The following is a 12833-nucleotide window of genomic DNA, read 5'->3' as shown; positions in this document are numbered from 1 at the left end:
TTTGACGCTCAGCGCTGATTGCGTGCGCGAGTGGTCTGGTAGACAGCAGAACCCGCCGCGCGTGTTGCCGGCTCGTACCGATCGAGATCGGCGGCCGCAGTGGCGCGGACGGACTGGCCGTCGAGTTGCTCGCCGGCAGCAGTGCGCTGCACCTGCCCGGCCGTCGCCCGCGGACGAGGATCCTGTTGTGCGGGACGAGGCGGGCGGGGGCGCGCGACGTCGTCGGTCGCTGGACGCTCGCGGGCGGGGCGTTCGCGGTGATCGTCGCGCGCCGGGCGTTCACGCCCCGCGCTCCGTTCGCCCTCGTTTCGCTGGCCCCGGGTCGGGTCACCCTTGGGGCGTTCGCCCGGCTCGCCAGAGGCGCGGCGTCGAGGACGGGGGTCATCGGTCGACGTTGGCTGTGCGGGCGCCTTACGCGTGCGTGGCGTCGCATCGGACTCCGGTCGAGCAGCCTTCGCCCGACGCTGAGCGGTACCGGGTTGTTGTCCTCGGTCCGACTTCGCTGCGCCACTCTGCGGCGAACGCTTGGTCTTCGAGTCCCCGGCTCGCGCGCGGGCAGCCTCAGACGTGCGCGACGTCGAATCCTTCGGTGTCGGATTCTTCGGCGGCGGATTTTTGAACGTGTGCTCGGTACCCACGCCGCGTGATCGACGTTTCGGTGCGGGTGAATCGGTCAGCGTTTGGCCGCGCGTGATGTACCAGCGTCCTACACCGAGTGCCAGCGTGACGAGGAAGGTGAACAGGATCCACGGGAAGTCGTTGGCGATCGGAAGCAGGACCTTGAAAATCAGGCTCTTGAGGCCCGACGCTTCGTCGGTGTTGAGGCCGTACAGGGTGATGACACCCACACCGAACGCGATCAGCGGCGGCTGTGCGACGGCGGTGAACAACGCCCGCCTGCGGACAGCGAGAACAGCGACGACGCAGCCGACGAGGTAGAAGAAGTTGAAGACCGAGCCCAGCGCCTCGCTGTGATTGGCGTCGATGATCGCACCAACAGCGGTGAAGGCCGCGGCCACCAGAACGGCGCCCCACCAGGGGATACCCCTGACATTGGGCAGTACCGACTGTTGGTCGACGGGCACCGCGGAGCGGCTTCGCTGCGGGAAAGGCACTCCTAGACGGTACCGGGTGATCCCCGGATTTCCCTTAACCAGTGCTCGATGTTGCGCGCGCGTCTGGTTCGTCGGGTATTCGGTCCGGGTTGTCGGACTCTGATAGGGACATTCCGGGAGTGGGGCGCACACCGACATCGACGGGGCTGGGTCGATCCGGTTCGGAGGAGATCCCGAGCGATTCGAGCGACGCGAGTTTGCGGGCTGTGACTCCGACGCGGCTGTCGACGGCGCCGAGCGTCGAGTTGAACGACTCGACCGCCCGACGCAGTGAAGCGCCCGTTTTGTCGAGGTGATTCAGGACCGATCCGAGGCGGTGGTGGAGCTCGACGCCGAGCTCCCGGATCGTCGCGGCGTCGGCGGCGAGGGCGTCGTGACGCCACCCGAGAGCGACTGTGCGCAGTAATGCGACGAGGCTGGTCGGGGTCGTCACCACGACGTTCCGCGCGAACCCGTATTCGATGAGTCCGGGATCAGCGCGCACCGCGGCGTCGAGGATGGTGTCTCCGGGTACGAACAACACGACCATTTCCGGAGTATTGGCGAACGCGGTCCAGTACGACTTCGCCGCCAACTGCGTCACGTGTGCCCTGACCGCGCGCGCGTGGTCGGCCAGGAGCGCTGCCTGCTTGTCCGGATCGGTGCAGTCCGCGGCGGACAGGTACGCGTGCAGCGGAACCTTCGCGTCGACGACGATGTCGCGGTTGCCCGCCAGGTGGATCACCATGTCCGGTCGAACCTGCCCGGCGATGTCGGACTCGGCCGACACCTGCGTGCTGAAGTCGCAATGCTCGCTCATGCCTGCCAGCTCTACGACCCGTTCGAGCTGCAGCTCGCCCCAGCGGCCCCTGATATGCGGTGTGTGCAGCGCGTTGGCCAGCGCGCGGGTCTCGTTCGACAGCTGCTGAGAGGCGGTGTGCATACCGCGTACCTGCTCGGCGAGCCCCGAATACGCGCTGATCCGGTTGTGCTCGACCCTGCGCAGTTCTTCCGACAACTGACCCAGCACCCCGCGCAGTGGCTCGACGATGTGGTTGACCTGGCTGCCGATGGCAGTCGACTGTCTGCGTGCGGCGTCTTCGCTTGCCGCCGACAGTGATCGCGCTGCGAGCTCCTGGGAGCTGCGCAGCGCGTCGGCCTCCGTACGTGCGGCCGACACCGCCGCGGCAGAGCGTGATGCGTTGGCCAGCCAACCCAGCACGGCACCGAGCAACAGACCCACGAAGAGAGCGATAGCGACGGACAACATGACAGTGATGGTGCCGTCCGGTACCGACAATTCCCGTCAGTGCAGTTCAGGGGGCCATTGAGGTCAGAACGTCGGGGTACCGCCGTCCTCGTAGGTGAGCAGCCACTGCTTGAGCGGCTTGCCGTAGCGAAATCCCGCGACCGTGCCGTCCTGGCGGAGGACGCGGTGGCACGGAACGAACAGCGTGGCCGCGTTTCTCGCGCAGGCCGTGGCGGTCGCCCGAATCGCCGTCGGGTGTCCGGTCGCCTCGGCCAGCTGGACGAACGTCGTGGGACTGCCCGGCGCGACGGCGCGCAGCGACTCCCAGACCTTCTCCACATAGGGGCCCGAACGTTGCCGGACCGCCACCGCGTCGATCGCGTCGAGTTGGCCGGCGTAGTAGGCGTCGACCGCGTCGCGCACCTCCGTGAGTTCCTCAGACCACCGAGACGACGCCGGTCGGAGTGCCCGGTGGATCGACGGCAAGAGCGACGCGGCGTCGTCGGTCCAGCCCGAGGCCAGCACCGCGCCTGCGTCGTCGACAACAAAGGTGAAGGGGCCCGTCGGCGTCGCGACGGTCGCGTGGGCCGCTGACGATTCAGCCGCGTCGGACTCAACCGCCTCGGACTCAACCGCCTCGGACTCGACCGTTGACGGCTCTGCGTTGGTGGTATCGGGGTCGGTCGATGGCTCGGTGGGTTCGGTGGGGACGGCGTCGAGTGTTGTCATGGTTGCCTCCTGGCGCGTGTCGGTGCGGTCCGGTGCGCGGACACGCCGGTTCGGCGGTCAGGCGACCGTGCCGAGCTGCGGCCCGAGCCGATGGCGCCACAGATGCATCGATGCGTAGGAGCGCCACGGTGCCCATCCCTGAGTGGCGGTGAGGTCGACGCCGAGATCGTTCGCGGCATGCCGCACCACGAGGTCGTGGTGGAGCAGGGTGTCGGGGTCGCCGGTGACGACCATCGTCACGTAGTCGGCGGTCCAGGCCCCGACCCCGCGCAGAGTCAGAAGACGAGCACGCAACTCAGACGCAGCGACCCCCTGGTGAAGTTCCATCGAGTTTTCGGCGATCGCCGACGCCGCGGCGACGATGGCGTCGACGCGTGTACACGGACCCCGCAGCACCGACCCACCGTTGTCGGCGATCGCCGTCGCGGTGGGGAACGCCCGTGCGGGACCGTCGCTCCACCCGGTGTCCGTCCCGAGAGCCGAGACCAATGCCCCGACGTGATGGCGTGCCGCGCGGACGCTGATCTGCTGGCCCATCATCGTGCGGATCAGAGCCTCCGTCGGGTCCGGCGATCCGGGTAACCGAATGCCGGGGCCTGCGTCGATCAGGGGTGCAAGGCGTGGATCGCGCCGCAGGACGTCTTCTGCGGCAGCGGCGTCGGCGTCAAGGTCGAGGAGGCGGCGTACGCGCGACACTGCCGCGCCGAGGTCTCGGGTGTCGAGGTGCGAGAGGTCGACTCGCAGGTAACCGCCGCGCCGTTCACGCCCCGATCCCAGTGAGATCCGGGCAAGGGCATGCCCGTGCGGGAGCGTGAGGACGCGCGAGAACGTCCAGTCGCCCGCGGGATCGCCGGTGAACTCTTCCATCGAGTCGACGGCGTGTGCACCCAAGAGCGTCGCGGGCCAGGAGGCGTCGAAGGGTTCGCGGTAGGGGAGGCGCAGTGAGATCGCACCGTCATCGGCGTGAGTTCCCACATCCGCGCTGTTGCCGCGGAGCGCGCGGAGCCGCGTCGGCGTCAGGCCGAAGATCTCGCGGATCGTGTCGTTGAATTGCCGCACACTGGAGAATCCCGCGGCGAATGCGACGTCGGACATGGGCATCGTCGTGCGCTGGATGAGTATGCGTGCACTGGTCGCACGGTGCGCGCGGGCCAACGCGAGGGGGCCTGCGCCGAGTTCGTCGGTCAGCACTCGAGTGAGATGGCGAGGGGAGTAGCCGAGTGCCGCGGCGAGTCCGTCGACGCCGTTGCGTTCCACCACGCCGTCGGAGATGAGCCGCATCGCTCGCGCACCGAGGTCGGCGTTGGCATTCCACCTCGGTGAGCCGGCACGGCGTCGGGTGCGCAGCGTCTGCACGCGCGGAATCCACGCGTCTGGGCTGCGGCTGCGGTCGGGACGAACGAGATGTTGGCGGGTAGTGGTGTCCGGGCGGGACATGACGGGCGGCAGTAGATGCCGGTCGTGTGCACGGTGACAAAGAACTGGCCGTCGAATCGTCGATCTCGAGCCGACAACGCCCGGTAGCAGGCATCGAAGTCGAGGCCAGGGGCCATCGGCGGGGTGGTCATAATTCAACTCTGACACGGCGCGCAGGACTGTTCTGGCGGAAATCGGCCATCGCTGAGGCCGTGAGGGAAACCGGAAAAACGTGACGTAGATTACATCTGGGTGGCACCATGTTACGCATGAGTACACACTTTGGCGGTTTTCGACATCGAGGTCGCAACCGTGAACTCCCGCTCGTGGAGTATCCCGAGTGGGGTCTGGACATTCTGCGCGGACTGTACGGATCCGAGACCGTCGACAGCATTCTCGCCGAGCAGCAGCTATCCGGACCGAGTGCAGGCGTCGACGACCTCGCTCACCTCGACAACACGTCGTCGACACGCGGGGTGGGACCGGACGGCCGCGTCGAGCCTGCCGGTGATGCTTCGGTGAAGGCAACTCCGCAACGTAGCGCCGCGGACGACGACGCGCCGATCCCCCCGGAGATCTTGACCCCCATGCTTGCCGAGATCGAGGCGATCAACGCGATGCTGCGCTGGCTCAAGCGAACTTTCGCGCGCCACTGAAGCGACGATCCGAGTCATGCGAGCGATCGCTTTTCGCATGACCCGGTTGCTCATGTGAGGATCATCGCGTGACCGCTTCGTCCGAGAACGTCCCTGCCACGTCCGACTCTGAACCCGCCGAGACCGCACCCGCCACTTCCGCCACCGACTCCGCAGTGGCTGCCGACAAGAAACACCCGACCCGGATGTCGGTGATCCGGGAAGGCCTCCGCGAGTCTGCGATCGTCGCGCTGCAGGCTGTGCTCGTCGTGGCTGCGGTCTGGGTATTGCTGTGGGTCGTCGGCAAGTTGTGGGTCGTCCTCCTGCCGGTGCTGCTCGCGATCATCATCTGCACAGTGCTCTGGCCACCCGTCGCATTGATGCGCCGAAAAGGTGTTCCGCCTGCCGCCGCGGCTTTGGTGATGATGCTGGTCGCGATCGGCGTCGTCGCTGCGGTGATCGCTCTGATCGTCCCGTCGGTGGTCGCGCAGGCGCCCGAGTTGGCCAACCGCGCCACCGACGGTGTGCAGCGACTGCAGCGGTGGGTGCAGGGCCCGCCGCTCAACGTTCGGGACGAGCAGATCGACAACGCCGTCCACGCGATCGTCAGCAAGCTCCAATCGAGTTCGGCCACCATCGCGTCGGGTGTGTTCAGTGGGGTCGGGACGGCCACCTCGGTGCTCGTCACTCTGTTCACCATGATCGTCCTGGTCTTCTTCTTCTTGAAAGACGGACCCAAGTTCACCCCGTGGATCGACCGCACAATCGGGCACCCGTCGGCAACGCACATCAGTGAGGTGCTGCGTCGCATGTGGGGCACCCTCGGCGGCTTCATCCGCACGCAGGCCATCGTGAGCCTGGTGGATGCGACATTCATCGGCATCGGTCTGTTCATACTGAAAGTGCCGCTTGCCGGAGTGCTTGTGGTGATCACGTTCATGGGTGGCTTCATCCCCATCGTCGGTGCGTTCGTGGCGGGCGCGCTCGCCGTGTTGATCGCACTCGTGTCGAACGGTCTGACCACTGCACTCATCGTTCTCGCGATCATCATCGCCGTGCAGCAACTCGAGGGGAACGTGCTGCAGCCGTGGTTGCAGGCCAAGTCGATGAACCTGCACGCGGTCATCGTGCTGCTCGCGGTTACCCTCGGCGGTTCGATCTTCGGCATCACCGGAGCGTTCCTCGCGGTGCCTGCCGCTGCCACATTCACCGTCGTCCTGCGCTACCTCAACGAACGAATAGCCGAGCGAGCGGGGGAGACGCTGCCGCCGCAGGGCGCCCCGGTGACCGAGAACGTCGGAGTGCCCGACGACAAGGAGCCACCCGACGCCGGTGGTGGCGACGCAAACGACGCCGACGCGTCACCGTAGACTGGACACCCGTGAGTCTCACCCTCGGCATCGTCGGACTTCCCAACGTCGGCAAGTCCACCCTTTTCAATGCGCTGACCCGTAACGACGTCCTCGCGGCGAACTATCCGTTCGCCACCATCGAGCCCAACGTCGGCGTGGTGGAGTTGCCCGACAAGCGACTCGACCGCCTCGCCGAGATCTTCGGCAGCGAACGCATCCTGCCCGCAACAGTGTCGTTCGTCGACATCGCGGGCATCGTCAAGGGCGCCTCCGAGGGCGAGGGCATGGGCAACCAGTTCCTGGCCAACATCCGCGAGGCGGACGCCATCTGTCAGGTCGTCCGCGTCTTCGCCGACGACGACGTCGTGCACGTCGACGGCCGCGTCGATCCCTTCGCCGACATCGAGGTCATCGAGACCGAGCTGATCCTCGCCGACATGCAGACACTCGAGAAGGCCGTTCCGCGGCTCGAGAAGGAAGCGCGTAAGAACAAGGACCAGGCCGAGGTCCTCGAGGCCGCGAAGAAGGCCCAGGCGATCCTCGACTCCGGCAAAACCCTGTTCTCGCAGAAGGATTCGTTCGATCTGGCGTCGGTTCGTGAACTGCACCTGATGACGGCCAAGCCGTTCCTCTATGTGTTCAACGCCGACGAGTCGATCCTCACCGACGACGCCCGCAAGGCCGAACTCAAGGCCGCCGTCGCACCTGCCGACGCGGTGTTCCTCGACGCCAAGGTCGAGAGCGAGCTACTCGAACTCGACGAGGCCGACGCCCAGGAACTGCTCGACTCTATCGGGCAGGACGAGCCGGGCCTGCGCTCCCTCGCGCGGGCCGGATTCCACACGCTCGGCCTGCAGACCTATCTGACCGCGGGGCCAAAAGAGTCGCGCGCGTGGACAATTCACCAGGGCGACACCGCACCCAAGGCTGCAGGCGTCATCCACACGGACTTCGAAAAGGGCTTCATCAAGGCCGAGATCGTCTCGTTCGACGACCTCGACGCCGCCGGCTCGATGCAGGCCGCCAAGGCCGCTGGCAAGGTGCGTATGGAGGGCAAGGACTATGTCATGCACGACGGGGATGTCGTCGAGTTCCGTAGCGGATTAACCTCTGGCGGAAAGAAGTAGCATGAGCGGCTCTCGGGTGCGCACAAAGGAGAGACGCCCGTGTCACGGCTGACGGAACTACTCAGGCAGGCACGCAAGACCGACCCTCAACTCGGTGCTGACCTGGAATCAGAGATCTCCGCGCTCACCAAGCGCCGCACGTTCGGGCTTGTCTTCGAGCAGCACCAGCCCGAGGCCGTCGAATTGCCCGGTAGGCCGGTACGACGCGGCGACAAAGTGCGGGTGCTTGCGCCTCGCGGGGAGACGAAGCCCGGAGACCAGCGACTGTGGCGGGTGACGCGGATCGAGCGTGTCGATGGCCAGCGGGTGGCTCACCTCGCGGAGTTGGACATTGAGGAGCCCGCGACGCAGACCGTGCTCGCTGGCGACCTGGTGGTCGTCGCGGAGTTCAGGGACCGCATCTACCCCGGCCTGGTCGAGACCGGCAGGGTCGAACGCGGTGCGGACAAGCCGTTCCACACAGTCATCAACGCGGAGAACTTCCACGCGCTGGAGATGCTGACCTATACACATCGGCACTCCATCGATGCAATCTACATCGACCCGCCCTATAACACCGGAGCGAGGGACTGGAAGTACAACAACGATTACGTCGCCAGTGATGACGACTACCGGCACTCGAAGTGGCTCGCGTTCATGGAGCGGCGGCTAAAGATCGCCGGAGAGTTGCTGAACCCCAACGACTCCGTCCTCATCGTCACGATCGATGAGCATGAGGTGCACCGGCTCCGCCTGCTCCTTGAACAAACCTTTCCGGGGGCCTACATCCAGATGGTCACGATCGTGATCAACCCCAAGGGGGTGGCCCAGGGCCGCTTCGCGCGTGTTGAGGAGTACGCGCTGTACTGCTTCTTCGGGAACGCGGGGGTCCACGCGACTGAAGACGACTTGCTTTCGGATGGAGACACTCAGCGGAACATTCGCTTTTGGAAGGGATTACTGCGCGCAGGTACCAACGCCAGTCCTTCAGATGGCCTCGGCATGGCCTACCCCATCTTCGTCGATCCCGAACTAGGTCGCGTCGCAAGCCTGGGACGGACTCTTCGGGAACGGATCTCCTCCGGAGAAGTGTCGGGTGACCCCAACCGGTGGTTGCCCAGCGAGCGAGAGGCCTCTGAAACGCCCGACGGGCTCGTCGCTGTCTGGCCGCTCCGCCGAGATGGAACTCTCGGCGTTTGGCAGGCAATACCAGAGACACTGCTGTCGCTTCTCCAGCAAGGACTAGTGAAGTCCGTCCTTCGACCGGAGGGCTGGGCGATCAGTTATGTCCCCAACGGCGTACGGTCAAAAATCGACCGCGGCGAGGTGGTGATTTCTGGCTATGACGAGCAGACAGGAACTGCTCTCCTCGTGATGCAACGCGACCTAGCCCGAGCCAAAACCGTATGGAAGCGTGCGCGTCACGATGCGGGCTGGCATGGCTCCGTAGTCCTTCGGAAGTTGCTGAACGCTCGTGTCTTTGACTTCCCGAAGTCACTTTATGCAACCCGGGATGCGTTAGAGCCTGTCTTGGCACACAAGAAGGAAGCACTGGTCCTCGACTTCTTCTCAGGTTCCGGAACGACGGCCCACGCGCTCGCAATGCTCAACCGCGCGGACGGGGGCCGCCGTCGCTCGATCTCAGTCACAAACAATGAGGTCGGACCCACCGAGCAGTCCCGCTTCCGCGAGGCCGGACTTCGCCCTGGCGATGAAGATTGGGAAGCGCAAGGCATCTTCCGCAACGTGACCGTGCCTCGAATCAAGGCGGCCCTCACCGGTCTCCGCCCCGACGGTCACCCAGTAGAACTGGAGTACGAGGACGGCAGCCACGCAGCAGACGGTCTTGCGGAGAACGCCGCCTTCTTCACCCTGACGTACGAGGCCCCCCTCTCAGTTCGTCACAACCGGGCGTTCGAGCGGATCGCTCCGATGCTGTGGATGAGGGCCGGGTCGCAGGGCCGTATCATCGCCGACCTGGGTGAGGACGGCTGGGACGTGGCCGAGTCCTACGCGGTGCTGGAGAACTTGGACCAGGCCGACGAGTTCGTAGCGGTGCTGAGCGAACGTGACGGGGTGGGGCTTGCCTACATCGTGACGGATGACGACAGCGCGTTCCAGATCGTGTGTCGGGAACTGCCCAGCGAGGTCGTCCCGGTGCGGCTGTATGAGTCCTACCTCCAGAACTTCGAGATCAACACGGGACGGAGCCTGTAGATGCGTTACACGCTGAAGGACTACCAGGCCGAGGCTGTGCGTGACGTACTGCGGAATCTGGAACGCGCTCGAGATTCCTACCGTCGCTACGGCGCGCTGTCGCAGTTCTCGCTTGCCGCGACCACGGGCGCGGGAAAAACCGTGATGGCGGCTGCCGTGATCGAGGCGCTGTTCTTCGGCAGCGACGAGTTCGACGTGGCACCTGATCCCGGAGCGGTGGTGCTGTGGTTTTCGGATGACCCGGCACTGAATGAACAGTCCCGCGCCCGCATCCAGGCTGCGGCAGGTGAGTTGGACTCCCGTCTGCGGGTAGTGCCCACGACGTTCTCCGAACCCCATTTCCGGCCTGGGAATGTGTACTTCCTGAACACTCAGAAGTTGAGCAAGAACTCCCGTCTCGTGAAGGGTGCCCCCGATCAGACCAACGGGGAGGCAACACTGCCCGGCATGGAACCTCGACCAGATGAGGTGCAGTCCTCGATCTACGACACGATCACCAACACCGTGGCCAACGAGGACCTGACGCTCTATCTCATCCTGGATGAGGCGCACCGTGGCATGGGCACGCGTGTGAGCGACCGATCCACCATCGTGCAGCGACTCATCAACGGTCAGGGCGCCGTACCACCCATGCCCGTCGTGTTCGGCATCTCGGCCACGGTCGAGCGCTTCGAAGCAGCGATGAAGGACGCAAAGGGCCGGGACGCCCTGCCGTCGGTGCAGGTGGACTCGGCGCTGGTCCAGGCGTCTGGTCTGTTGAAGGACGACATCGCGTTGTCGATCCCCGCTGAAGAAGGCGTGTTCGAGACAGTCCTGCTGACCAAGGCCGTCGAGAAGATCAAGACCTCCTCGGCAGCGTGGGAGGACTACGCGCGAGAGCAGCACGACTCAGAGGCGGTGCGCCCCTTGCTGGTGATCCAGGTCGGGGACAAGCCCTCACCGGAGACACTCACCCGCACCCTCGATACGATCTACGACGCCTGGCCGGAGTTGGGTCATGACGCCGTGGCCAACGTCTTTGGAGAGCACGCCGACCTGACCATCAGTCAGCAGGTAGTCCCTTACATCGAGCCTCAGCGCGTGCAGGACGCGACCCATGTACGGGTGCTGCTGGCCAAGAGCGCGATCTCTACGGGGTGGGACTGTCCGCGCGCCGAGGTGCTGGTCTCCTTCCGGCCAGCCAAGGATCGCACCCACATAACCCAGTTGCTTGGACGGATGATGCGCACACCCTTGGCTAGGCGCATCCCTGGCAACGAGTTGCTCAACTCGGTGGACTGCCTACTGCCGCTGTTCGACCGCAAGACCGCCACTGGCGTAGCCGAACTGCTCATGAAGGGCGCGACCAGCAAGGACGCTGACGACGGTGAGGACGCAGGCGGCGGTTTGGGCCGCAGAGTGCTGTTTGACCCGAGCCCGCTGCACCCGAACCCAGTCATCGAGAAGGCGGTTTGGGAGCGGTTCGGGGTCATCCCCTCGGTCACGATCCCGAAGAAGAACGTCAAGCCGATCCGCAGGCTCACCGCGTTGGCCGTGGCGCTGTCCAAGGATCACCTGGTGGATGAGGCTGTGGAGCAGGCGTACACGCAACTACATGCGGCTCTCGACGGTCGGACCGTGCAGTACCAGGACAAGGTGGCCACCGCTCGCGAGGACGTGCTCACCATGGAAGGCGAGGAAGTCCGGGGGCGGGTCGGGGGAGGACTGTCCTACAAGGCGTTCGCGGTCAGCGCCGACCCGCGCGCCATCGAGGACTACTACCGAACAGCCACCCGAGTGTTGAGCCCCGCTCTGTGCTCCACCTACGTGGACCACCTGGTGGGACCGGACGGGGACGAAGACGACTTGCTGGAAGCGCACATCACTGTCGCCTCCCTCGGGCGGGTCCCTGAGATTGCTCAGGCCGTCGAAGGCGAGGCCGACACCTTGGCGAGGATGTGGCTCACCCAGACCCGTGTCGCCCGCAAGGGCCTCACCGACGAACGCCAGGCGGAGTACGACGGTCTGGAGGCCATGTCCACCACGCCCGAGCCGATCAGCCTCACCGTCCCGAAGAATGGACAGGCCGACACCAAGGTGCGCCACCCGGGCGGCACCGAAGAGGACCTGCCCACCCGCGAGATGCACCTGCTGACCACCGAGGACGGCACAGTCCCGATCACGCTGAATGAGTGGGAGCGCAAGGTGCTGGATTCCGAGACCACCCAGCCCGGATTCAAGGCGTGGTATCGGAACCCAGATCGCGCCACGAAGGAGTCCCTCGCCGTCGCCTATAAAGACGAACTGGGCGACTGGAAGGCACTACGCCCCGACTTCCTCTTCTTCGGCACCAACCACGACGGCACCGTCGCGGTGGACCTGGTGGACCCGCACGGACACCATCTGTCCGACGCGCTGCCGAAACTGCGCGGTCTGGCCGACTTCGCGGAGCGGTTCACAGAGGACTTCCGACGCATCGAGTCCGTGGCCGAGACCGGGGGCGCCCTGCGCGTGCTGGACATCACCAAGCCCAAGGTACGTCAGGCCATCCGTGAGTCACAGAGCGCCAAGGCTCTGTACGAATCAGACCTGGCGAGCGATTACTGAATCGACTGGCAGCCGGTCAGGCCTGGCAGGTCCATTTACCGTGCAGGGCGGTGCGCTCCGGCCCGAAGTACGACTGCTCGTCTTCGGTCGAGGGGCGGTAGACCTGTCGTCCGTCGAAATCGACCACCGCTCCACCGGTTGTCATGCCGCTAGCGGTGTCCTCGACCGTCGTGCCGTCACTCATCGCGACGGAGATCGTGAGGTCGCTGCCGTTGGGCGTCACGGTCGCAACGTCCCCCTTTGGTGAGGAGATGACCATCGTGGGGCTTTGACGGTCCCCACTGCACTCGACGGTCGTCTGGCCGTGGTCTCCCGACCAGAGTCCAATGTCGAAGTCCTCGGCGCTCTTGTACGGCTCTGACATCCCGGCCCTGACGAGGCTCAAGAAAGTTCCCCAGGTGTGCTCACTGAAATTCCCCACCCGTGGGCGGTTTCTACTGTAGCGACCT

At 65.4% G+C, this 12833-nt stretch carries 9 protein-coding genes and 1 pseudogene; 5 read left to right on the top strand and 5 right to left on the bottom strand.

Annotated features, from left to right (window positions below; genetic code table 11):
* Positions 1 to 8: 8 nt before the first annotated feature.
* The 4 genes and pseudogenes from A5766_RS09735 to A5766_RS09720 form a co-directional block, all read right to left on the bottom strand.
* Entirely contained in the window at positions 9 to 1115 is a 1107-nt protein-coding gene (locus A5766_RS09735; protein WP_442902954.1) for a DUF6542 domain-containing protein, read from the bottom strand.
* A gap of 34 nt (positions 1116 to 1149) precedes the next feature.
* On the bottom strand, positions 1150 to 2364 hold the full coding sequence (locus A5766_RS09730; protein WP_064864333.1) for a DNA recombination protein RmuC: 1215 nt from the start codon (positions 2362 to 2364) through the stop codon (positions 1150 to 1152).
* A 63-nt stretch (positions 2365 to 2427) separates the two neighbouring features.
* Complete coding sequence (locus tag A5766_RS09725) at positions 2428 to 3072, bottom strand: methylated-DNA--[protein]-cysteine S-methyltransferase (RefSeq protein ID WP_064864331.1); 645 nt, start codon at positions 3070 to 3072, stop codon at positions 2428 to 2430.
* A 57-nt stretch (positions 3073 to 3129) separates the two neighbouring features.
* Positions 3130 to 4640 (bottom strand): annotated as a pseudogene (locus tag A5766_RS09720) (Ada metal-binding domain-containing protein).
* Positions 4641 to 4757: 117 nt separating this feature from the next.
* Here A5766_RS09720 and A5766_RS09715 point away from each other — a divergent pair.
* The 5 genes from A5766_RS09715 to A5766_RS09695 all read left to right on the top strand — a co-directional run bounded on the left by A5766_RS09715 (position 4758) and on the right by A5766_RS09695 (position 12384).
* The gene (locus A5766_RS09715) at positions 4758 to 5144 is read left to right on the top strand and encodes a hypothetical protein (protein WP_231894603.1); all 387 of its coding nucleotides are present in this window, start codon (positions 4758 to 4760) and stop codon (positions 5142 to 5144) included.
* A gap of 68 nt (positions 5145 to 5212) precedes the next feature.
* Complete coding sequence (locus A5766_RS09710) at positions 5213 to 6493, top strand: AI-2E family transporter (RefSeq protein WP_064865830.1); 1281 nt, start codon at positions 5213 to 5215, stop codon at positions 6491 to 6493.
* Between the two features lie 11 nt (positions 6494 to 6504).
* Positions 6505 to 7602 carry a redox-regulated ATPase YchF gene (gene ychF / locus A5766_RS09705; RefSeq protein ID WP_064904518.1) on the top strand — a complete coding sequence of 366 codons (1098 nt, stop codon included), beginning with the start codon at positions 6505 to 6507 and terminating at the stop codon, positions 7600 to 7602.
* A gap of 39 nt (positions 7603 to 7641) precedes the next feature.
* Positions 7642 to 9798: a DNA methyltransferase gene (locus A5766_RS09700; protein ID WP_064904516.1), complete on the top strand. Its 2157-nt coding sequence runs from the start codon at positions 7642 to 7644 to the stop codon at positions 9796 to 9798.
* On the top strand, positions 9799 to 12384 hold the full coding sequence (locus tag A5766_RS09695) for a DEAD/DEAH box helicase (RefSeq protein ID WP_064904512.1): 2586 nt from the start codon (positions 9799 to 9801) through the stop codon (positions 12382 to 12384). It abuts the gene before it with no gap.
* Between the two features lie 16 nt (positions 12385 to 12400).
* Here the strand turns inward: A5766_RS09695 and A5766_RS09690 are convergent, their stop codons facing one another.
* The gene (locus A5766_RS09690) at positions 12401 to 12769 is read right to left on the bottom strand and encodes a hypothetical protein (protein ID WP_156527428.1); all 369 of its coding nucleotides are present in this window, start codon (positions 12767 to 12769) and stop codon (positions 12401 to 12403) included.
* Positions 12770 to 12833: the final 64 nt, after the last annotated feature.

The organism is Gordonia sp. 852002-51296_SCH5728562-b, assembly GCF_001665475.1.
Classification (GTDB): Bacteria; Actinomycetota; Actinomycetes; order Mycobacteriales; family Mycobacteriaceae; genus Gordonia; species Gordonia sputi.
Note: the sequence above shows the minus strand (reverse complement) of the source record. Positions and strands in the feature narration are given on the sequence as shown.

Excerpts from the sequence above, each read along its gene's own strand:
- A5766_RS09730 (WP_064864333.1), bottom strand. The coding sequence starts at position 2,364 with ATGTTGTCCGTCGCTATCGCTCTCTTCGTGGGTCTGTTGCTCGGTGCC.
- A5766_RS09725 (WP_064864331.1), bottom strand. The coding sequence starts at position 3,072 with ATGACAACACTCGACGCCGTCCCCACCGAACCCACCGAGCCATCGACC.
- A5766_RS09715 (WP_231894603.1), top strand. The coding sequence starts at position 4,758 with ATGAGTACACACTTTGGCGGTTTTCGACATCGAGGTCGCAACCGTGAA.
- A5766_RS09695 (WP_064904512.1), top strand. The coding sequence starts at position 9,799 with ATGCGTTACACGCTGAAGGACTACCAGGCCGAGGCTGTGCGTGACGTA.